Below are 22,675 nucleotides of genomic sequence, written 5' to 3' on the forward strand. Positions count from 1 at the left end.
AAATTAACGTCATGAATACCCGCAAGAAAAATACAGGGTGATTCACACCACGTTAACGTGACGAAATATCTTCAAAAGAATATATAAAGTGTCAGTTTGCGACGCGAGCGGCATTTTAGGACATTCTGCAGTTGGTTAACAGTCCTTGTGGCAAGCCCCGACAAGGAATTCGCGGGCGACTGGCTGCGCATTCTGGTAGGTGGGTGATGAAGTGTTTGTTATTTCGGCAATCCGCCCGGAAAATGTAACAAAATAATACACAAATAATATATTTTTACTTTGTGTTCACATTAATAAACAACAAAACGCTCAAAAAAGAGAAATTAAATAGAGGGCTAATAAAAATTAAGGAATTATCTGAATATCCACACGGGAATAATGTTTAAAAGGATGAAGGTAATAACGTGTACCTTCATCCTTTAATGTTTATCGACGGCTCAGGCTGCCACGATGGTAAAGATTACGACGAATACGGCTGAGGCCCGGTTTTGGCTTACGAGGTTCGTCAAGACTTGCCAGTACAATCTCCAGCACACGCTCCGCAACATCACGGTGGCGCTGGGCTACGGCCAGCACTGGGCATTGTAAGAAGTCGAGCAACTCGTTATCGCCAAAGGTGGCAATGGCTAAATCGGTCGGCAGCTTACCTTCACGACGCAGCGTAACATCCATCACCCCTTGTAATAGCGCAAAGGAGGTAGTGAATAACGCCTGTGGCATAGGATGAGTCTCAAGCCATTTTTCAAACAGCGCCGCCGCAGCTTCGCGTTCATAACTATTGGCATAGAGGAAATGCACTTCTCGCGGATCCTCTTTCCAGGCCGTACGGAACCCCTGCTCACGCAGATAGCTGACCGACAGCTCCGGCAACGCGCCGAGATAAAGCACCGTTTCCGCCGGGAAGGTACGCAACTCAGCGGCGAGCATTTCAGCATCGTCCTGATCGGCGCCCACTACGCTTGTGAAGTGTTCACGGTCGAGTGCGCGGTCAAGCGCAACAATCGGGAACGAGTCATTAGCCCAGCGTTGGTAGAACGGATGTTCTGGTGGCAGAGAGGTTGAGACAATAATGGCATCCACCTGACGTTGCAGCAGATGCTCAATACAGCGCATTTCGTTATCCGGCTGATCTTCAGAACAGGCGATCAACAGCTGATAACCACGCTGACGAGCCTGACGCTCAAGATAGTTGGCGATGCGCGTATAGCTGGTATTTTCCAGATCCGGAATCACTAATCCGATGGAACGCGTACGTCCTGCACGCAGGCCGGCGGCAACCGCGTTAGGATGGTAGTTGTGCTCACGCACCACGGCCATCACTTTTTCGACAGTCTTGTCGCTTACACGGTACTGCTTCGCTTTGCCGTTAATCACATAGCTGGCGGTGGTTCGGGAAACACCGGCAAGCCTGGCGATCTCATCCAGTTTCACAATTGCCCCTTGCTTTATAAGTATAATCCGTAACATCTAAACGCAGAATGATCTCATCGGCAATAGCTTTTCGTCGCACTTACTGCGGGTTTCGCAAAAAAAAGCCCGACATCGGGGTCAGGCTACGATAAAGCGATGAGATCCAGCCTAGCGCATAATCTTGTCGCCACGCGACAATCCCACCACACCTGAACGTGCCACTTCAACAATTCGGGCAACGTCACGCAGCGAGGCCAAGAAGGCGTCCAGTTTATCACTGGTGCCCACCAGTTGTACGGTATAGAGCGATGGCGTGACATCAATAATCTGCCCACGGAAAATTTCCGTGTTGCGTTTAACCTCATCGCGACCATAACCGCTGGCCTGAACCTTCACCAGCATGATTTCACGTTCAACATGACCGCCTTGCCCAAGCTCGGTCACGCGCAGCACATCGACCAGCTTGTGCAGCTGCTTTTCAATTTGCTCGATGGTTTTCTCATCGCCGACCGTCTGAATGGTCATTCGCGACAGCGTTGGATCGTCAGTGGGCGCGACGGTCAGGCTCTCAATGTTGTAACCGCGTTGTGAGAAAAGCCCAATCACGCGGGATAGCGCCCCGGACTCATTTTCCAGCAATACCGATAATATCCGACGCATAATCAGGTTCTCTCCGTTTTACTCAGCCACATCTCGTCCATTGCCCCACCGCGGATATGCATCGGGTAGACATGTTCGCTTCCATCAACGCAAACATCGACAAACACCAGGCGGTTATTGCGCACCTGTTCTAGCGCTTCAGTCAGCTTGCTCTCAAGCTCAGAAGGTTCGGTGATACGGATCCCCACATGACCATAAGCCTCAGCAAGACGAACAAAGTCCGGCAGCGACTGCATATACGACTGGGAATGTCGGCCAGAGTAGATCATGTCCTGCCACTGCTTCACCATCCCGAGATAGCCATTGTTCAGGTTAAGCACCAGCACCGGCAGATTGTATTGCAGCGCGGTGGACAGCTCCTGAATATTCATCTGAATACTGCCATCCCCCGTGACGCAGACCACCGTCTCATCCGGCAGCGCCATCTTAACGCCTAACGCCGCGGGCAGACCGAAGCCCATGGTGCCCAGACCACCGGAGTTTATCCAGCGGCGCGGCTTATCAAACGGATAGTAAAGCGCGGCAAACATTTGATGCTGACCGACATCGGAGGTCACGTAGGCGTCACCGTGGGTCAATCTCCAGACGGCTTCCACCACAGCCTGCGGCTTAATCTTGCCACTTTGGGTGTCATACTTCAGGCACTGACGAGCACGCCATTGCTCTATCTGCTGCCACCAGTCGCGAATATCATCCAGCGGTTGCGCGGCGCTCTCTTGATCCAACAGTTCGAGCATTTGATCCAACACTAATCCCGCGTCACCCACGATCGGAATATCGGCGGGTACCGTTTTTGAGATCGAGGTTGGATCAATATCGATGTGCAAGACCGTTGCATCCGGGCAGTACTTCGCCAGATTGTTGGTTGTACGATCGTCAAAGCGGACGCCGACTGCGAAGATCACATCGGAGTGATGCATGGTCATGTTGGCTTCATAAGTGCCATGCATACCGAGCATGCCCAGCGCCTGACGGTGCGTCGCTGGGAAAGCGCCCAGCCCCATCAATGAGGAGGCGACCGGTAAATTAAGTTTTTCGATAAGCGTACGCAGCTGTGTATGGCATTCAGCATTCACCACCCCGCCGCCCACGTATACCACCGGTTTTTTCGCAGCGATAATTGTTTGCAGCGCGCGTTTAATCTGCCCTTTGTGACCCGTCGTTGTAGGGTTGTACGACCGCATACTCACCGAATCAGGCCAGACGTACGGTAGCTTATTCGCCGGATTAAGAATGTCTTTTGGCAGGTCTACCACCACCGGGCCGGGACGTCCGCTAGCGGCCAGCCAAAAGGCTTTTTTTAACACACCGGGAATATCTTCAGTTTGTTTCACCAGGAAGCTATGTTTCACGACCGGACGCGAGACACCGACCATGTCGCACTCCTGGAAGGCGTCGTAACCGATTAATGACGTCGCCACCTGGCCTGACAGCACAACCAGGGGAATGGAGTCCATATAGGCTGTCGCAATCCCGGTGATAGCGTTAGTTGCCCCCGGGCCCGAAGTCACCAGCACCACGCCAACTTCCCCGGTGGCACGAGCCAGACCGTCGGCCATATGCACCGCCGCTTGTTCATGACGCACCAATACATGGTCAATACCGCCAACCGTATGTAGCGCATCATAAATATCGAGAACCGTGCCTCCCGGGTAGCCAAATACCTGCTTCACGCCCTGATCGATTAACGATCGGACGACCATCTCGGCTCCAGACAACATCTCCATGGTTTGCCTCCCGGCTTAATCTTCTTGATGACGGGGAATTCATTTTCCCGAAGTCATGTGCTGACGGCAAAACGGTATCCACCAGCGCTGAATAATCTATAACGAACTAACATAACCGCTCGCCACCAGGCAGGCAATTCGCACATCGGGAGTAGGTCCGGTACTAAAAAGAGGAAAAATAAGGGGAAAAGAGAAAATGATGGAAGATTACTTCAGTAATAAGAAAAGGAGGGCGTAGATACTCGGACGAAACGCCTCATTACAGGTAAACCTGAATTTTTAACTTTATCGCCGGACGAACCGGCGATAAACAACAGGATAATATTTTATATTTCTGAGGATTTACAAAATAAATATGACATTAATAGCGACTATCTACGGATACGAATCACTGCTGACGACATGCGTTAATCAGAAGCTCTTCCATCCATTGATGGCCTTTATCTCGCCCTGCCGCTTCATGCCAAGAAAGGTAGCAAGTACGACTATTGAGCTTCATTGGCAGCGGTAATACTTGCAGACCCAGTTGCTCAGAGAATTCTTCAGCCAGACGGCGCGGAGCAATAGCCACCAGATGAGTTTGAGAAACGACATTCAGTACGCTTATTAATGCCATTCCCTGATAGGCAATACGGCTTTGTTTATCAATCGAGTCATACCATGGCTGGCTAAATGAGGCATAACGATCGAGGGAAACAACGGCATGTTCTTCCTGATAAACCACTGCTTCTGTGACGGGGCCATTAATGCGCGGGTGTTTCTTACTGACCACCAGCACCATCTCATCATTAAATAATGGTACACAGGCAAACTCAGGACGACGGAACTCCTCATAGCCAAGAACAAATTCAATTTCCTGGTAACGAAGCTGATGTTCTGTATTTTGATTTAAGGATGACTTAAACACCATGTGAATATGTGGCGCTACTTCATTCACCTTATTGAGGATAATTGAGGTGAGGTAATTATCCAGTGGGCTACATACGCAGATATTAAATACCCGCTCGCTGCTCAATGGTTCAAAGCCTGAACCCGGTAACTCATTTTGCACTAGCTGCAGCGCCTGGCGTACTGAACCGAACAGCTGAAACGCCCGGGCCGTCGGCTGAATACCACGACCATAACGAACAAACAGTTCATCATTAAACATCACTTTCAGACGAGCAACAGCGTTACTTACCGCCGGCTGTGACATGCCAAGGATATGGGCGGCACGCGTGATGTTCTGCTCCTGCATCACCGCATCAAATACGGTAAGCAAATTTAAATCGACCATCCGAAGCTGCGGTTTAGTTCCTTCATTAGCGGATACACGCTGTTGCCCTGAGGCGTTAATTACGCTATCAGACTCCACTGTCATACAAAACTCCCTTTGCAAAATCGCAGAAATATATTGAGGCTATATGATTTACCATGCATATAAGATCCAAAAAAGAGAATTCAATAAAAATAAGAATATATAAAGATGAAAAAAGCAGCTTCTGGAGGACAAAAGTTGCTCTTATTTATATCACCAAGTTGATAGCACGCAGTTTACCCATAGATCGCGCGAATATACAACATGCCTAAAGTGGACCCCACTTTTAAGGATTTATTAAATTGTATTTTTTAAATCTTAATTTAAATTAACATTTTATTATCAGAGATACTCTTTATTAATCTACAACCCCCAACAGCAAGCATGACAAATTCATAACTATCATAATGATAGCGGCATCAGAAAAGCATGACGAAGACGTGTTTGATTACAATAAATCATGTTTAAATGCGACAAAGTATGAAAATCATGAATTAACATAAAAAATGATCCGCTATAAAATGAGACCTTCGTCAGCACAATTAGCTAATCCTGCCGTTTCGTTAACGCCGGTAATTCTCCTGGTTTCTCCAGACAGGGTTGACATCAGAAAGCATATCCAGTACCACTAATAGCATATCGAATTCATCTGGAGAATGATGACCATGTTCCGTACAACTCGCTTCAACGGCCTACTACTACTAAACGCCTCTTCTGTGCGCGGTAGGCTGGTGTGCGACGTTCTGCGTTAGTCATCATCAGTTAAACAAAAACCCGCGCCACTGCGCGGGTTTTTTTATGCTCGTAGCAAGGCGCCCAAATTCAACCAAGGACCTAAACCATGAGCCAACAAGTCATTATTTTTGATACGACCTTACGTGATGGTGAACAGGCATTACAAGCAAGCCTGAGCGTGAAAGAGAAGCTGCAGATTGCTTTTGCCCTCGAACGTATGGGCGTTGACGTGATGGAAGTCGGGTTTCCGGTCTCTTCGCCGGGCGATTTCGAGTCTGTGCAAACTATCGCGCGCAATATTAAGAACAGCCGCGTTTGTGCTCTGGCGCGTTGTGTAGAGCAGGATATTGATGTCGCCGCCGAATCTCTGAAGATTGCCGAAGCATTCCGGATTCATACTTTTATTGCGACCTCACCGATGCACATCGCCACCAAGTTACGTAGCACGCTGGAAGAAGTCATCGAACGTGCGGTGTATATGGTGAAACGCGCGCGTAACTATACCGACGATGTCGAATTCTCCTGTGAAGATGCGGGCCGCACACCAATCGATCAGCTGTCCCGCGTGGTTGAAGCGGCAATTAACGCCGGTGCCACCACCATCAATATTCCCGACACCGTCGGCTACACCCTGCCGTTCGAGTTCTCCAACATTATTACCGGCCTGTACGAACGCGTTCCAAACATCGATAAAGCGATTATCTCCGTGCACACCCACGACGACCTGGGTATGGCGGTGGGTAACTCACTGGCGGCAGTTCATGCTGGCGCACGCCAGGTTGAAGGCGCGATGAACGGTATCGGTGAGCGTGCAGGTAACTGCTCGCTGGAAGAGGTCATCATGGCGATTAAAGTGCGCAAAGACATCATGAAAGTGCACACCGCCATCAACCACAATGAAATCTGGCGTACCAGCCAGACCGTCAGCCAGATTTGCAACATGCCAATCCCAGCAAACAAAGCGATTGTTGGCACCGGTGCCTTCGCTCACTCTTCCGGCATCCACCAGGATGGCGTACTGAAGAATCGCGAAAACTACGAAATTATGACCCCAGAATCCATCGGCCTGAATCAGGTGCAGTTGAACCTGACCTCTCGCTCCGGCCGCGCCGCCGTGAAGCACCGTATGGAAGAGATGGGTTACAAAGACACCGACTACAACATGGATCACCTGTACGACGCATTCTTGAAGCTGGCGGACAAAAAAGGTCAGGTCTTCGACTACGACCTGGAAGCGCTGGCGTTCATCAATAAACAGCAGGAAGAGCCAGAGCATTTCCGTCTGGACTACTTCAGCGTCCAGTCCGGCTCCAGCGATATCGCTACCGCCTCCGTGAAACTGGCCTGCGGTGAAGAGACCAAAGCCGAAGCCGCCAACGGTAACGGCCCGGTTGACGCGATTTATCAGGCAATTAACCGCATCACCGGCTACGACGTTGAGCTGGTGAAATATGACCTGAACGCCAAAGGCCAGGGCAAAGACGCGCTGGGCCAGGTGGATATCGTGGTGACCTACAACGGTCGTCGCTTCCACGGCGTCGGTCTGGCAACAGATATCGTCGAATCCTCCGCAAAAGCGATGGTCCACGTACTGAACAACATCTGGCGCGCCGCCGAAGTCGAAAAAGAATTGCAACGCAAAATTAAGAATAACGAGAACAACAAGGAAACTGTGTAATGTCGAAGAACTACCATATTGCTGTGTTACCCGGTGACGGTATTGGCCCGGAAGTGATGACACAGGCATTGAAAGTCCTGGAAGCCGTGCGTCAACGTTTTGATATGCGTATTACCACCAGCCATTATGACGTCGGTGGTATCGCCATCGACCGCCACGGTGAACCATTGCCGCAGGCCACTGTAGACGGCTGCGACCAGGCCGACGCGATTTTGTTCGGCTCCGTGGGTGGCCCGAAATGGGAAAACCTGCCGCCAAACCAGCAGCCAGAACGCGGTGCGCTGCTGCCGCTGCGTAAACATTTCAAGCTGTTCAGCAACCTGCGTCCAGCGAAGCTGTACCAGGGGCTGGAAGAGTTCTGCCCGCTGCGCGCTGATATCGCCGCTAACGGCTTCGACATTCTGTGCGTCCGTGAACTGACCGGCGGCATCTACTTCGGTCAGCCGAAAGGCCGCGAAGGCAGCGGTCAGCACGAGAAAGCGTTTGATACCGAGGTGTATCACCGTTTCGAGATCGAACGTATTGCGCGCATTGCATTTGAATCTGCGCGCAAGCGTCGTCACAAAGTGACCTCTATTGATAAATCCAACGTGTTGCAGTCCTCGATTCTGTGGCGCGAAATTGTTAGCGAAATCAGTAAAGAGTATGCCGACGTTGAACTGGCGCATATGTATATCGACAACGCTACGATGCAGCTGATTAAAGACCCGTCCCAGTTCGACGTGTTGCTGTGTTCCAACCTGTTCGGCGACATTCTCTCCGACGAATGCGCAATGATTACCGGTTCTATGGGGATGCTGCCATCCGCCAGCCTGAATGAAGAAGGCTTTGGTTTGTATGAACCTGCCGGTGGTTCAGCGCCGGATATCGCCGGTAAAAATATCGCTAACCCGATTGCGCAGATCCTGTCTCTGGCGCTGCTGTTACGCTACAGCCTGGACGCCAACGATGCCGCTACCGCCATTGAAGCCGCCATTAACCGCGCGCTGGAAGAAGGCGTACGGACCAGTGATTTAGCCCGCGGCAGTGCGGCAGTCAGTACCGATGAAATGGGCGATATCATTGCCCGCTATGTTGCCGAAGGGGTGTAACCATGGCGAAGACCTTATACGAAAAATTGTTTGAAGCGCACGTGGTCTATGAAGCGCCAAACGAAACGCCGCTGTTGTACATCGACCGCCATCTGGTACACGAAGTCACGTCACCACAGGCGTTTGACGGCCTGCGTGCGCACAAGCGCCCAGTGCGTCAGCCGGGTAAAACCTTCGCCACCATGGATCACAACGTCTCTACGCAGACCAAAGACATCAACGCCTCCGGCGAGATGGCGCGTATCCAGATGCAGGAGCTGATTAAGAACTGCAACGAATTCGGCGTTGAACTGTATGATCTGAACCACCCGTACCAGGGCATCGTACACGTAATGGGGCCAGAGCAAGGTGTTACCCTGCCAGGCATGACCATCGTGTGCGGCGACTCCCACACCGCCACCCACGGTGCGTTCGGCGCGCTGGCGTTCGGTATCGGCACCTCAGAAGTCGAACACGTACTGGCGACCCAGACCCTGAAACAGGGCCGCGCCAAAACGATGAAGATTGAAGTCAACGGCAAAGCAGCACCGGGCATCACTGCCAAAGATATCGTGCTGGCGATTATCGGTAAAACCGGCAGCGCGGGCGGTACCGGTCACGTGGTGGAATTCTGCGGCCAGGCGATTCGCGACCTGACCATGGAAGGCCGTATGACCCTGTGCAACATGGCAATCGAACTGGGCGCCAAAGCGGGCCTGGTCGCGCCAGATGACACTACTTTCAACTACGTTGAAGGCCGTCTGCACGCGCCAAAAGGCAAAGATTTTGACGATGCCGTCACCTACTGGAAAACCCTGAAAACTGATGACGGGGCCACCTTTGATAGCGTCATTACTCTGCAAGCAGAAGACATTGCACCGCAGGTCACTTGGGGCACCAACCCCGGTCAGGTCATTTCCGTTAATGACAACATTCCAGACCCGGCCTCCTTTAGCGATCCGGTCGAACGCGCCAGTGCCGAGAAAGCGCTGGCTTATATGGGACTGAAGCCGGGTATCCCGCTGACCGACGTCGCTATCGACAAAGTGTTTATCGGTTCTTGCACCAACTCACGCATTGAAGATTTGCGCGCGGCGGCGGAAATTGCCAAAGGCCGTAAAGTTGCTCCAGGCGTGCAGGCGTTGGTCGTGCCAGGCTCTGGCCCGGTGAAGGCGCAGGCGGAAGCGGAAGGTCTGGATAAAATCTTTATCGAAGCCGGTTTTGAATGGCGTCTGCCGGGCTGCTCTATGTGTCTGGCGATGAACAACGACCGCCTGAATCCGGGCGAGCGCTGTGCCTCCACCAGCAACCGTAACTTTGAAGGTCGTCAGGGCCGCGGTGGACGTACTCACCTGGTCAGCCCAGCAATGGCCGCTGCGGCCGCAGTAACCGGCCATTTCGCCGACATTCGTAGCATGAAATAAGGAAACCATCATGGCAGAGAAATTTACCCAACATACGGGACTGGTGGTGCCACTGGATGCCGCGAACGTCGATACCGATGCGATTATCCCAAAGCAGTTTTTACAGAAAGTGACCCGCACTGGCTTTGGCGCGCACCTGTTTAACGACTGGCGCTTCCTTGATGACAAAGGTGAACAGCCAAACCCTGAGTTCGTGCTGAACTTCCCGGAATATAAAGGCGCGTCGATTCTGCTGACACGCGAAAACTTCGGCTGTGGTTCGTCGCGTGAGCACGCGCCGTGGGCGCTGACCGACTACGGTTTTAAAGTGGTTATCGCCCCAAGCTTCGCGGATATCTTCTACGGCAACAGCTTCAACAACCAGCTGCTGCCGGTGACGTTGAGCGATGCGCAGGTTGATGAGCTGTTTGCACTGGTGCAAGCAAATCCGGGGATTAAATTCGAAGTTGATCTGGAAGCGCAGGTGGTCAAAGCCGGGGAGAAATCCTACAGCTTTAAAATCGATGATTTCCGTCGCCACTGCATGATTAACGGCCTCGACAGCATCGGTTTGACCTTGCAGCATGAAGGCGCGATTTCCGAGTACGAGAATAAGCAACCGGCGTTTATGCAGTAATTTGTTACGCCGAGCCTCCCCGGCGTCGCAGCGCTCAGCCGGGCTACCGTTTAATGTAGCCCGGACAAGGCGCGAACGCGCCGCCTCCGGGGAGGCTCAACTGCTCTATACGTCCTTCACCCGCCACGTCATCGCCAGCGTCACCACCGAAATCCCCGCAATCACCCAGTACACTGAGAAGTGGCCAAAATTCTGCGCCAGCGCTCCCTGAATAATCCCGGCTAAAATCACCCCAGTTGAGATGCTATTGGTAAACAGCGTGGTCGCCGCCCCTGCCCGTCCCGGCATCAAATCCTGGAACCACAGCATGCCAATCCCGGCGACAATACCAATAAAAACAGCGTTAAATAGCTGCAATACCAGCAACGACGTATGGCTGTGGAAGAAAATCAGGCCGATATAAAACAGCACGCCAGCGGCCACCGCCGTCACCATCATCCGCCGCTTACCAAAGCGCTTCACGTAGTAACCTGCAAGGATCATCGCCGGAATCTCCAGCCCAGCTGCCGTACCCATCAAGATCCCCGCCAGGCTATCCTGCAGGCCAAGATCGCTGCTGATCCACAATGGCATATCGATGATATACATGGTGTTGCAGGTCCACATCAGCGTGGAGGCGATAAACAGCATACGAACGTTGCTGTCCTTCCAGCCACTGATAGGAAGCTGCACGGTGTCAGCAGGCTGCTCAACTCGCGCCACCGAAGGCAGCGTCAACGCGATTAGCGCAAGGCTGATGGCAAAAATAGCCGCTGCAATCGAGAACATGGCGGTAAAGCCGTAGTTCAGCGCCAGCATAAAGGCCAGCGGCGGGCCAATAACCCACGCCAGCGATAATTGCGCACGCATCACCGAGCTGAACATCACCACTTCACGCGCTGAACTGTCAGCATACTCACGCGCCAGCGCAAACAGCTGTGGCATGGCAGCGTTAGCAATCGAGGCCAGCAGTACGCCGCAGGTAATCAGCGTTAAATAATGCCGATTAAAAGCGAACAGCAGCGCGTTACCCACCGCCATCAGACAACAGAACATAATCAGTTTACGACGATCGCCCCGGCTATCGGATCGCTTTGCCAACCCAAGACTGACGACGATCCCGGCTACCGCGTTGACGGTATAAAACAGGCCAACCCAGAACGGCTGTACGCCCACTTCCCGGCTGAGATACAGGCTTAACGTTGGTGCCTGTAGCGCCCCCGCGATCCCCATCATAAACGCCACCATCATAAAGGCAGCATAAACACCGTTGAGACGTCGTCCCATCGTCATTAACCAGAGCATGTGAAATCCTTTGTGCACGCGAGAGAATAAAAAAAGCCAGCAGATGATACCTGCTGGCAAATACTCAGTCACACATGATTAGGCGAATTAATGTTCAGAGGTCGGTTTCGTAACTTCCCACTGCATCAGATAGTTCAGCATTTCAAGCCGTTGTGCCGTTGCCAGGCGGGCCAGCCAGGAAACATGTTTGGTGGCAGAGAAATATCGCTGATAGAACTGATACATGGTGACCTCCTCGCTTCATCGAAAGCAATTATTGGCTTAATATAGGGATTAATAAATTGCTGAGTTTTTATCAGGAGTTCCCCTTTTATGTCCTCAGGTCGATTGCAACAACAGTTCATCCGCTTATGGCAGTGCTGCGAAGGAAAATCGCAGGAAACCACGCTAAATACTCTGGCCGAATTACTGAGCTGTTCACGCCGCCATATGAGGACGCTATTGAATACTATGGAAGCGCGCGGCTGGCTGACCTGGGAGGCGGAGGTCGGGCGCGGCAAGCGTTCAAAGCTTACCTTCCTCTACACCGGGCTGGCGTTGCAGCAGCAACGTGCGGAGGATCTGCTGGAGCAAGACCGGATCGATCAACTGGTTCAACTGGTCGGCGATAAAGCCGCGGTACGCCAGATGCTGGTTTCGCATTTAGGCCGCAGTTTCCGCCAGGGTCGGCATATTTTGCGCGTGCTTTACTACCGTCCGATGCACAATTTACTGCCAGGAACCGCCCTGCGGCGTTCTGAAACCCACATCGCGCGGCAAATTTTTAGCGCATTAACCCGAATCAACGAGGTAAATGGGGAACTGGAAGCCGATATTGCGCACCATTGGCAGGCAATTTCCCCATTACACTGGCGTTTTTACCTCCGCCCCGGCATTCATTTCCATCACGGCCGTGAATTGGAGATGGAGGACGTCATCGCGTCACTGCACCGCAGCATGACGCTTCCGCTGTATTCGAATATTTCGCGTATCGACTCCCCTACCGCCTGGACACTGGATGTCCACCTTACGGAACCCGATCGCTGGCTGCCGCTGTTATTAGGTCAGGTCTCAGCGATGATCCTGCCGCGCGAGTGGCAGTCACTGCCCAACTTCTCACGCATGCCGGTTGGCACCGGCCCGTACTCGGTCGCCCGTAACAATCAAAACCAGCTTAAGATCCTCGCCTTTGATGATTACTTCGGTTTCCGGGCGCTTATCGATGAGGTTAACGTCTGGGTCTTGCCGGAAATCAGCGAGGAGCCCAATGGCGGGCTGACGCTACAGGGTACCACCGAGAGCGAAAAGGCGGTCGAAAGCCGCCTTGAGGAGGGATGCTATTATTTACTGTTCGACGCCCGCAGCCCACTCGGCAACAACCCGGCAGTACGCCAGTGGCTGAGCCATATTTTTCATCCGAACAATCTTCTATACCACGCAGGCGAACAACACCAAAGCCACTGGTTCCCGGCCTATGGTCTGCTGCCGCGTTGGCACCACGCCCGCAGCCGCGCCTGTGAAAAACCGGCCGGGCTGGAATCGGTGACGCTGACCTATTATCGCGAACACATTGAACACCGAACGATTGGCCTCATTATGGAAGCCCTGCTGGCGGAGCATCAGGTCAAACTGAATATTCAGGAAGTGGAGTATGAGGAATGGCACCAGGGCGAGGTGGTCAGCGATATCTGGCTCAACAGCGCCAACTTTACGCTGCCGCTGGATTTCTCGTTATTTGCCTTTCTGTATGAAGTACCGCTTATCCGCAACTGTATTCCCATCGACTGGGAGCAGGACGCCCAGCGCTGGCGCGCCAATGCGCTCCCGCAGGCCGACTGGTGCCAACAACTTATGGAGAATCAGTCCGTTGTGCCGCTCATTCACCATTGGCTGATGTTACAGGGGCAACGCAGTATGCGCGGCGTGCGAATGAACACGTTAGGCTGGTTTGACTTTAAATCAGCCTGGTTTGCGCCACCGGATCCATAAGGCTTTTGATTTATTCACGTTATCATTACAATGTGGCGTTCTCAACGGGGTGCTAAACACAAACGCGTGTATTGGCTGAGAAAGACCCGTCGAACCTGATCCGGATAATCCCGGCGAAGGGATTTGGGGCTCACTCAAAATCCTTTGCCACCATGAATAAAGGTGCAAAGTGCTCAAAAAATTACTCCCACTGCTGGCCCTCATTGCCGTGCCAGCCTTCGCTAAACCCGTTCTCACGGTCTACACCTACGATTCCTTCGCCGCCGACTGGGGCCCTGGACCTGCGGTCAAAAAAGCGTTTGAGGTCGACTGTCACTGCGAGCTGAAATTCGTCGCGCTGGAAGATGGCGTATCGCTGCTTAACCGTCTACGTATGGAAGGCAAAAATAGCAAAGCCGACGTAGTATTGGGGCTGGATAACAATCTGCTTCAGGCTGCGACTGAGACTAAACTGTTCGCCAAAAGCAACGTTCCGGCAAGCGCCGTCAACGTGCCGGGCGGCTGGAACAACGACACCTTCGTGCCGTTCGACTACGGCTACTTCGCTTTCGTCTACGACAAAAACAAACTGAAAAACCCGCCAAAAAACCTGAAAGAACTGGTCGAAAGCGATCAGAAATGGCGGGTGATTTACCAAGATCCTCGCACCAGTACGCCGGGCTTAGGCCTGCTGCTGTGGATGCAGAAAGTCTATGGCGATAAAGCACCGGAAGCGTGGCAGAAACTGGCGGCGAAAACCGTTACCGTCACCAAGGGCTGGAGTGAAGCCTACGGTCTGTTCCTGAAAGGGGAAAGCGACCTGGTACTGAGCTACACCACCTCACCGGCGTATCACATCATCGAAGAGAAGAAAGATAACTACGCGGCGGCAGCCTTTAGCGAAGGTCATTACCTGCAGGTGGAAGTGGCAGCGAAAACCGCCGCCAGTAAACAGCCCAAACTGGCGGATCAATTCCTGAGCTTTATGGTTTCCCCAGCATTCCAGAATGCGGTGCCAACCGGTAACTGGATGTACCCCGTGACTCAGGTTGCGTTACCGGAGGGCTTTAACAACCTGGTGAAACCACAAACTGCACTGCAATTTACGCCGCAACAGGTCGCAACCGATCGTCAAAACTGGATTAACGCATGGCTCCGCGCCGCCAGCCGCTAACTCCTCACTGGCTCTTTCCGGGGCTTGCAGCCACCACGCTGATGGTGGCCGTCGCCCTGGCGGCATTTTTGTCGTTATGGCTAAACGCACCAGAAACCTCATGGTCGACGCTGCTTGCCGACAGCTATCTGTGGCACGTGGTGCGATTCTCCTTCTGGCAGGCGTTCCTTTCGGCGCTGCTGTCCGTCATTCCTGCCATTTTCCTTGCCCGCGCGCTCTACCGCCGACGCTTCCCCGGCCGCCAGCTGTTACTGCGGCTGTGTGCCATGACGCTTATTTTACCGGTGCTGGTCGCCGTATTCGGTATTCTGAGCGTTTACGGTCGTCAGGGCTGGCTGGCTCAGCTTTGTACCTGGCTCGGCTGGCAGTGGAATTTCTCACCCTACGGCCTGCAAGGCATCCTGCTGGCGCATGTGTTCTTTAATATGCCGATGGCAACCCGCCTGTTGCTGCAAGCGCTGGAGCAAATTCCCGGTGAGCAGCGCCAAATTGCGGCTCAGCTTGGCATGCGCGGCTACCCGTTTTTCCGCCTGGTAGAGTGGCCATGGCTGCGGCGTCAAATTTTACCCATCGCCACGCTTATCTTTATGCTCTGTTTCGCCAGCTTCGCCACCGTGCTATCACTGGGCGGCGGGCCGTCGGCCACCACCATCGAGCTGGCTATCTACCAGGCGCTGAACTTTGATTACGACCCCGCGCGGGCAGCGATGCTGGCGATCATTCAAATGGCCTGCTGTCTGTCGCTGGTGTTATTAAGCCAGCGCCTGAGCCGAGCGATTGCGATTGGCAACACGCAGGTTCACGGCTGGCGTGACCCTGACGATCGCTGGCACAGCCGAATCGCCGACATGCTACTGATTTTGCTGACGTTGTTATTACTGCTGCCGCCGCTGCTGGCGGTGATTTTCGACGGCATCAACCCCACGATGTTCCAGGTGCTGGAGCAACCCATTTTATGGCAGGCGCTGACGACATCCCTGCGCATTGCCCTCGCCGCTGGCCTGTTATGCGTGATACTGACCATGATGCTGCTGTGGAGCAGCCGCGAGCTGCGAGCGCGCAACCGACCACTCGCCGGTCAGGCTATGGAGCTCAGCGGGATGTTGATTTTGGCAATGCCGGGGATCGTGCTGGCAACCGGCTTCTTCCTGCTGCTGAACAACACCATCGGCTTGCCCGACTCCGCCGATGGCATTGTGATTTTCACCAACGCGCTGATGGCGGTGCCGTATGCCATCAAAGTGCTGGAGACGCCGATGCGCGACGTCACCGCCCGCTACAGTATCCTGTGCGAATCGCTGGGGCTTTCCGGCATAAATCGGCTACGGGTCGTAGAACTGCGCGCCCTCAAACGCCCCCTGGCGCAAGCGCTGGCGTTTGCCTGCGTGCTATCAATTGGTGATTTCGGCGTGGTGGCGCTGTTTGGCAATGAAGAATTCCGCACTCTGCCGTTTTATCTCTATCAGCAAATTGGCGCCTACCGCAGCCAGGACGGCGCGGTGACCGCGTTAATTCTGCTGATACTGTGCTTCGTACTGTTTACCGTGATTGAAAAAATACCCGGACGCCATGCTAAAACTCAATGATGTCACCTGGCTGTATCAGCATTTACCGATGCGTTTCACCACCACTATCGCGCAGGGCGAGAAGGTGGCGATCCTCGGCCCCAGCGGTGCGGGTAAATCCACGCTGCTCAACCTGATCGCCGGTTTCCTGCCGCCTGCCAGCGGCACGCTAATACTTGAAGGACGGGTACATACCGATACACCGCCATCGCAGCGGCCAGTGTCGATGTTGTTTCAGGAAAATAATCTCTTTAGCCATCTGACGGTACGGCAAAATATTGGTCTCGGGATGAGCCCACGCCTGAAGCTCAACGCCGAACAGCAGCGAAAGCTCGCGGTCATTGCTCAGCAGATGGGCATTGAAACAATGCTGGACAGGCTGCCCGGCGAGCTTTCCGGCGGCCAGCGTCAACGCGCGGCGCTGGCGCGCTGTCTGGTGCGCGAGCAGCCAATATTGCTATTGGATGAACCCTTTTCCGCGCTCGACCCAGCGCTGCGTCAGGAGATGCTCCAGCTGGTTGACGATGTCTGTCAGCGTCAGCAATTGACGTTATTGATGGTGTCACACAGCGTAGAAGATGCCGCGCGCATCGCAACGCGGGCGATGGTGGTGGCCGACGGACGTATCGCCTGGGATGGTGATACGCAGGAATTGTTAAGCGGTCGCGCCAGCGCGTCTGCACTGTTGGGCATTCGCGGGTGAGTTTTGCCGGATGGCGATGCTGGCGCATCTTATCCGGCCTACGCCACCTAACATCCCGCGAACACACGGGCACATTACAGCCCCACCACCTTGCGCAAAATCCCAACATACACCGGCATCAGCGGATGACGTATCACGCTCACCAGTGCGACCACCGCCACGCCCATCACCAGAGGTGATAGCCACAACAGACGCTGGCGCGGCAATAGCGCGCTCAGCTTGTCGTGACTCTCTTTCGCACTACGCCACAGACGCCAGCACAGCCAGCCCGCAACCCACAACAGTAGCGCCGCCGCCAGCAGCAGCCACTTAAAGCTGGCGCTGTTTTCATCCGCCGGAATATCAATCGCCGCGCCAGCAAGAATCCCCGGCAGGAAGTACAGCGGCGGCCATAGCACGCAGCCGATAATATTGGGGGTAATAAACTTGGATACCGGCAGGTCGAGCATCCCCGCGACCATTGGCACCAGCGGTCGCGTCGGGCCGACAAAACGACCGAGCAGAATGGTAAACATGCTGTGTTGATGCAGCGCATGCTCGGTTTTATCCAGCAGCGCGCGATTCTTCTTCATAAACGACCAGCGGTGCAGCGGCTTTTTAAACCGCCAGCCCAGCCAGAATGAGATCCAGTCGCCAAGCAGGCAGCCAATAATCCCCACCAGCCATGCCTGCCAGAAATTCACCTCGCCGCTGCCAATAAGCGCGCCAAGCCCGGCCATCATAACGGTACCCGGCAGAATCAATCCGACTAACGCCAGCGATTCCAGAAACGCCACCAGCGCGACCGCAATCAGCGAATAGGTCGTAGATTGCGTAATAAAGTGTTCCAGCATTTCTTGCATAGTGTGCCCGGTTTGAAAACGAAGCAGGGATTCTCCAGAGCGCCTCCCGCGACGTCAAGCCTTCAATTATCAGTAAAGTTTACTGGCAAACACAAAACCCGACACACCACATTTCCGTTTCTTTACTTTTTATTCACATCCCGCACGAAATTCACTCGGGCTAGCACCGGTACACTTCTTAAAAACGCGCGAGAAGTAGAGCTGATCTTCAAAGCCGACATTGCGCCCTACGCTAGCAATTGGCATCCGCGTGGTACTGAGCAGCAGTTTCGCCTGGCTCATACGTTGATCCTCACGCCAGCTCAATACGCTGACGCCCAATTGCTGACGAAAGAGATGCGATAAGCGCGATGGTGAGAGACAAACATGCTGCGCGACGCTTGCGATATCAAAGTGGCTGTCCGCCAGATGGTCGCTGATGTACTGACAGGCGTCGCGCACCCGGTTATCCATCGGTGGATGCAGCGATTCATTAATCGCCTCCATGCGGCGCAGCAGCAACTGTTCCAGCAGGTTGATGGCCAGGAGCTCCGAATAGCGCCCAACGCCCTGCCCGGCATCGATAATCTTGCCGAACAAACTGGTTATCTCCGCCTGATGCGCTTCATCCGGGCGATAAAAACCGGTTTGCGCCACGATAGCGGGCCAATGCAGCCATTCATGCCAGTAGGCGCGTGGGCGGAAGTAAACCCACTGGTGATACCACTCACTGGCGTCGGGATGGCGACCATAATGATGAATCTCCCCCGGCGGGAACATCAGCATATCGCCCTGACGGCAGACAAACTGTTTGCCCTGGTTTTCAATCACCCCTTCACCACGCACCGTCATATTGAGAATAAAGCCTTTCATGCCTAGCGGCCGGTCGATAAAGAAATCCAGATAGCCTCCGGCTTCAATCGGCGTTAATCCCGCCACCAGATGGGCGTTAAACGAATAGCCGGGCAACAAGGGATCGTTTTGCATTTCAGCCATTTCTGTTCACTCTCATTGTTACCAGAAGAAACCAATTATCCATATTCATCTTTTTATCCTTATTGCCACCGCACGATATCAACAACAGAACCTGCACCACAGTCAAGCCCGTTATTTCAAGGCACTTAGAGAATCAGTCGGGGAATTCCCTGCGCTCAGGGTAACAACTGAAGTGTCTATAAAGACGACAGAAAAGTCCACATTGATTATTTGCACGGCGTCACACTTTGAGAGGTGACAGCAATATTGTCCATAAGATTAGCGGTTCCCGCCTGACGGTTTTGTGCGGAGATATCTACTGTTTCACTATCACGTTTTCTTTGAGATGGAGTAACACGATGGCAATCGCAATTGGCCTCGATTTTGGTAGTGACTCAGTACGCGCTCTGGCCGTAAATTGCGCGACGGGCGAAGAAATCGCTACCAGCGTTGAATGGTATCCACGCTGGCAGGAAGGGCGTTTCTGCGACGCGCCAAATAACCGCTTCCGCCACCACCCTCGCGATTATATTGAGTCGATGGAAGCGGCGCTGAAAAGCGTGCTGGCGGAACTCTCAAGCGACCAGCGCGCGGATGTGGTAGGTATTGGCGTCGACAGTACCGGCTCAACGCCCGCCCCTATTGATGCCGACGGCAACGTGCTGGCGTTAAAAGAAGAGTTCGCCAACAACCCCAATGCGATGTTCGTGCTGTGGAAAGACCACACTGCCGTCGAAGAAGCCGAAGCCATCACCCGCCTGTGTCATCAGCCGGGCAAAGAAGACTACTCCCGCTATATTGGCGGCATTTATTCCAGCGAATGGTTCTGGGCCAAAATTCTCCACGTAACCCGCGAAGACCGCGCCGTTGCTGAGGCCGCCGTATCGTGGATCGAACTGTGCGACTGGGTTCCCGCACTGCTTTCCGGCACGACTCGTCCGCAAGATATCCGCCGTGGTCGCTGTAGCGCCGGGCATAAATCCCTGTGGCACGATAGCTGGGGCGGCTTACCACCAGCCTCCTTCTTCGACGAGCTGGATCCTATTCTCAATCAGCATCTGTCTTACCCGATGTTCAACGAAACCTGGACGGCAGATGTACCGGTCGGCACGTTAACCGCCGAGTGGGCAGAGCGCCTGGGCCTGTCCGCAAAAGTGGTCATTTCCGGCGGGGCGTTTGACTGCCATATGGGCGCAGTTGGCGCAGGCGCACAGCCAAACGCGCTGGTGAAAGTGATTGGCACCTCCACCTGCGACATTCTGATTGCCGATAAAAACAGCGTGGGTAACCGCACGGTGAAAGGCATTTGCGGCCAGGTTGATGGCAGCGTCGTGCCGAACTTTATCGGCATGGAAGCGGGTCAGTCAGCCTTTGGCGATATCTACGCCTGGTTTGGTCGCGTGCTTGGCTGGCCGCTGGAGCAGCTTGCCGCCCAACATCCTGAGCTGAAAGAACAGATCAAAGCAAGCCAGAAACAGCTTCTCCCAGCGCTGACCGAAGCGTGGGCCAACAACCCGTCGCTCGACCATCTGCCAGTGGTGCTCGACTGGTTTAACGGTCGCCGCACGCCAAACGCCAACCAGCGCTTAAAAGGCGTTATCACCGATTTGAATCTGGCCACCGACGCCCCGGCGCTGTTTGGTGGGCTGATTGCCGCCACCGCCTTCGGCGCACGCGCCATTATGGAGTGCTTCACCGAGCAAGGTATTCCGGTCAACAACGTGATGGCGCTGGGCGGCATCGCCCGTAAAAACCGCGTCATCATGCAGGCTTGCAGCGACGTGCTGAACCGTCCGCTACAGATTGTGGCCTCCGATCAATGCTGTGCGCTAGGCGCGGCCATTTTTGCCGCCGTCGCAGCCCGCGTTCATGCCGATATTCCGAGCGCGCAGCAACAGATGGCCAGCCGCGTCGAACATACCCTACAGCCGCGACCACAGCAGGCTCAGCGCTTTGAAGAACTTTATCAGCGCTACCAGCAGTGGGCCGTGACAGCCGAACAACATTATCTTCCCGCTGCTCCTGCGGAAAAATCCGCGACCTCCTCTGCGGCGTTGACTCATTAAAGGATACGACTATGACCGTTTTTGATAATTATGAAGTGTGGTTTGTGATTGGCAGCCAGCATTTATATGGCGCAGAAACTCTGCGTCAGGTAACCCAAAACGCAGAGCACGTGGTGAATGCCTTAAACGCCGAAGCCAAGCTGCCGTGCAAACTGGTGCTGAAACCGCTGGGTACCCGTCCGGATGAAATTACCGCTATTTGCCGCGATGCCAACTACGATACCAAATGTGCTGGTCTGGTCGTCTGGCTGCACACGTTCTCACCGGCGAAAATGTGGATCAATGGCCTGACACAGCTGAACAAGCCACTGCTTCAGTTCCACACTCAGTTCAACGCTTCCCTACCATGGGACAGCATTGATATGGACTTTATGAACCTGAACCAGACCGCGCACGGCGGCCGCGAGTTTGGCTTCATCGGCGCACGTATGCGCCAGCAGCACAGCGTCGTCACCGGCCACTGGCAGGAAAAACGCGCCCAGGAACGCATCGGCGACTGGATGCGTCAGGCGGTGTCCAAACAAGATACTCGTCAGCTGAAAGTGTGCCGCTTTGGCGACAACATGCGTGAAGTAGCAGTGACCGACGGCGATAAAGTCGCCGCACAGATTAAGTTCGGTTTCTCCGTCAATACCTGGGCGGTGGGCGACCTGGTGCAGGTGGTTAACGCCGTGACCGACGGTGAAATCAGCGCGCTGGTTGATGAATATGAAAGCAGCTACCGTCTGACGCCCGCAGCGCAAATCCACGGCGACAAACGCCAGAATGTGCTGGATGCCGCGCGTATCGAACTGGGGATGAAACGCTTCCTCGAAGAAGGCGGTTTCCACGCCTTCACCACTACTTTTGAAGATTTGCACGGACTGAAACAGCTTCCGGGTCTCGCCGTGCAGCGCCTGATGCAGCAAGGCTACGGCTTTGCGGGCGAAGGCGACTGGAAAACTGCCGCCCTGCTTCGCATTATGAAAGTGATGTCGACCGGTCTACAGGGCGGCACCTCATTTATGGAAGACTACACCTACCACTTCGATGGCGGTAACGACCTGGTGCTCGGCTCGCACATGCTGGAAGTGTGCCCGTCTATCGCGGTAGAAGAGAAACCGCTGCTCGACGTACAGCACTTAGGTATTGGTGGCAAAGCGGATCCGGCGCGTCTGATCTTCAACACCCAGACGGGTCCGGCGATCGTTGCCAGCATGATCGATCTTGGCGACCGCTACCGCTTGCTGGTGAATACCATCGAAACGGTAAAAACCCCGCACAACCTGCCAAAACTGCCGGTGGCTAACGCTCTGTGGCAGGCGCATCCGAATCTGGAAACTGCATCTGAGGCGTGGATCATTGCCGGTGGCGCGCACCACACCGTGTTCAGCCACGCGCTGACGCTGGACGATATGCGCCAGTTCGCTGAGCTGCACGATATCGAAATTGCCGTTATCGATAACGATACGCGTCTGCCAGCGTTTAAAGATGCGCTGCGCTGGAACGAGGTGTATTTCGGGTCTAAACGCTAAACCGCTTGC

The 22,675-nt window shown here is 54.0% G+C and carries 19 protein-coding genes and 1 riboswitch; of the genes, 11 read left to right on the plus strand and 8 right to left on the minus strand.

Going from position 1 to position 22,675, the window contains the following annotated elements:
- Positions 1–426: 426 nt before the first annotated feature.
- From cra to leuO, 4 genes are all read right to left on the minus strand, one after another.
- Positions 427–1,431 carry a catabolite repressor/activator gene (cra, locus tag U0026_RS18935; protein WP_062771907.1) on the minus strand — a complete coding sequence of 335 codons (1,005 nt, stop codon included), beginning with the start codon at positions 1,429–1,431 and terminating at the stop codon, positions 427–429.
- Between the two features lie 147 nt (positions 1,432–1,578).
- Positions 1,579–2,070, minus strand: a complete 492-nt coding sequence (ilvN, locus tag U0026_RS18940) for an acetolactate synthase small subunit (protein ID WP_061282266.1) — start codon at positions 2,068–2,070, stop codon at positions 1,579–1,581.
- Positions 2,071–2,072: 2 nt separating this feature from the next.
- Positions 2,073–3,797 carry an acetolactate synthase 3 large subunit gene (gene ilvI / locus U0026_RS18945; protein WP_062771904.1) on the minus strand — a complete coding sequence of 575 codons (1,725 nt, stop codon included), beginning with the start codon at positions 3,795–3,797 and terminating at the stop codon, positions 2,073–2,075.
- Positions 3,798–4,185: 388 nt separating this feature from the next.
- Positions 4,186–5,157 carry a transcriptional regulator LeuO gene (gene leuO, locus U0026_RS18950; RefSeq protein WP_062771901.1) on the minus strand — a complete coding sequence of 324 codons (972 nt, stop codon included), beginning with the start codon at positions 5,155–5,157 and terminating at the stop codon, positions 4,186–4,188.
- A gap of 602 nt (positions 5,158–5,759) precedes the next feature.
- Here leuO and leuL point away from each other — a divergent pair.
- The 5 genes from leuL (at position 5,760) to leuD (ending at position 10,617) form a co-directional block, all read left to right on the plus strand.
- A complete protein-coding gene (gene leuL / locus U0026_RS18955) occupies positions 5,760–5,846 on the plus strand; it encodes a leu operon leader peptide (RefSeq protein WP_126441015.1) in 87 nt (28 codons plus the stop codon).
- 89 nt (positions 5,847–5,935) lie between these two features.
- Entirely contained in the window at positions 5,936–7,507 is a 1,572-nt protein-coding gene (gene leuA, locus U0026_RS18960) for a 2-isopropylmalate synthase (RefSeq protein WP_062771898.1), read from the plus strand.
- Positions 7,507–8,598 (plus strand): 3-isopropylmalate dehydrogenase, encoded by a 1,092-nt coding sequence (gene leuB / locus U0026_RS18965; protein WP_062771896.1) that lies wholly within the window; start codon positions 7,507–7,509, stop codon positions 8,596–8,598. Before leuA ends, leuB begins: the two co-directional genes overlap by 1 nt.
- Positions 8,599–8,600: 2 nt before the next feature.
- Positions 8,601–10,001 (plus strand): 3-isopropylmalate dehydratase large subunit, encoded by a 1,401-nt coding sequence (leuC, locus tag U0026_RS18970; protein WP_062771893.1) that lies wholly within the window; start codon positions 8,601–8,603, stop codon positions 9,999–10,001.
- Between the two features lie 10 nt (positions 10,002–10,011).
- On the plus strand, positions 10,012–10,617 hold the full coding sequence (gene leuD, locus U0026_RS18975) for a 3-isopropylmalate dehydratase small subunit (protein WP_062771890.1): 606 nt from the start codon (positions 10,012–10,014) through the stop codon (positions 10,615–10,617).
- 105 nt (positions 10,618–10,722) lie between these two features.
- Here leuD and U0026_RS18980 read toward each other — a convergent pair whose 3' ends face one another.
- Both U0026_RS18980 and sgrT read right to left on the minus strand, forming a co-directional pair.
- Complete coding sequence (locus tag U0026_RS18980; protein ID WP_062771888.1) at positions 10,723–11,901, minus strand: sugar efflux transporter; 1,179 nt, start codon at positions 11,899–11,901, stop codon at positions 10,723–10,725.
- Positions 11,902–11,988: 87 nt separating this feature from the next.
- Positions 11,989–12,126: a glucose uptake inhibitor SgrT gene (sgrT, locus tag U0026_RS18985; RefSeq protein ID WP_073971065.1), complete on the minus strand. Its 138-nt coding sequence runs from the start codon at positions 12,124–12,126 to the stop codon at positions 11,989–11,991.
- Positions 12,127–12,213: 87 nt separating this feature from the next.
- On the opposite strand from sgrT, the gene sgrR reads away from it, so the two are divergent.
- The 4 genes from sgrR to thiQ all read left to right on the plus strand — a co-directional run bounded on the left by sgrR (position 12,214) and on the right by thiQ (position 17,290).
- On the plus strand, positions 12,214–13,869 hold the full coding sequence (gene sgrR / locus U0026_RS18990) for an HTH-type transcriptional regulator SgrR (protein ID WP_062771885.1): 1,656 nt from the start codon (positions 12,214–12,216) through the stop codon (positions 13,867–13,869).
- 35 nt (positions 13,870–13,904) lie between these two features.
- Positions 13,905–14,009: riboswitch (TPP riboswitch) on the plus strand.
- A gap of 29 nt (positions 14,010–14,038) precedes the next feature.
- Positions 14,039–15,022: a thiamine ABC transporter substrate binding subunit gene (gene thiB / locus U0026_RS18995; protein ID WP_062771882.1), complete on the plus strand. Its 984-nt coding sequence runs from the start codon at positions 14,039–14,041 to the stop codon at positions 15,020–15,022.
- Positions 14,998–16,608 carry a thiamine/thiamine pyrophosphate ABC transporter permease ThiP gene (thiP, locus tag U0026_RS19000; protein WP_062771879.1) on the plus strand — a complete coding sequence of 537 codons (1,611 nt, stop codon included), beginning with the start codon at positions 14,998–15,000 and terminating at the stop codon, positions 16,606–16,608. The genes thiB and thiP overlap by 25 nt, the downstream gene beginning before the upstream one ends.
- Positions 16,592–17,290: a thiamine ABC transporter ATP-binding protein ThiQ gene (thiQ, locus tag U0026_RS19005; protein ID WP_062771876.1), complete on the plus strand. Its 699-nt coding sequence runs from the start codon at positions 16,592–16,594 to the stop codon at positions 17,288–17,290. Before thiP ends, thiQ begins: the two co-directional genes overlap by 17 nt.
- 74 nt (positions 17,291–17,364) lie before the next feature.
- Here the strand turns inward: thiQ and U0026_RS19010 are convergent, their stop codons facing one another.
- Together U0026_RS19010 and araC are read right to left on the minus strand one after the other, a co-directional pair.
- Complete coding sequence (locus U0026_RS19010; RefSeq protein ID WP_062771873.1) at positions 17,365–18,132, minus strand: DedA family protein; 768 nt, start codon at positions 18,130–18,132, stop codon at positions 17,365–17,367.
- A 129-nt stretch (positions 18,133–18,261) separates the two neighbouring features.
- Complete coding sequence (gene araC, locus U0026_RS19015; protein ID WP_062771870.1) at positions 18,262–19,107, minus strand: arabinose operon transcriptional regulator AraC; 846 nt, start codon at positions 19,105–19,107, stop codon at positions 18,262–18,264.
- 338 nt (positions 19,108–19,445) lie between these two features.
- Between araC and araB the strand changes: the two genes are divergently transcribed.
- Both araB and araA read left to right on the plus strand, forming a co-directional pair.
- Positions 19,446–21,152, plus strand: coding sequence for a ribulokinase (gene araB, locus U0026_RS19020; protein ID WP_062771863.1), 1,707 nt, complete (start codon positions 19,446–19,448; stop codon positions 21,150–21,152).
- An 11-nt stretch (positions 21,153–21,163) separates the two neighbouring features.
- Positions 21,164–22,666 carry an L-arabinose isomerase gene (gene araA, locus U0026_RS19025; RefSeq protein ID WP_062771860.1) on the plus strand — a complete coding sequence of 501 codons (1,503 nt, stop codon included), beginning with the start codon at positions 21,164–21,166 and terminating at the stop codon, positions 22,664–22,666.
- Positions 22,667–22,675: the final 9 nt, after the last annotated feature.

Source organism: Kluyvera intermedia, assembly GCF_034424175.1.
Taxonomy (GTDB): domain Bacteria; phylum Pseudomonadota; class Gammaproteobacteria; order Enterobacterales; family Enterobacteriaceae; genus Kluyvera; species Kluyvera intermedia.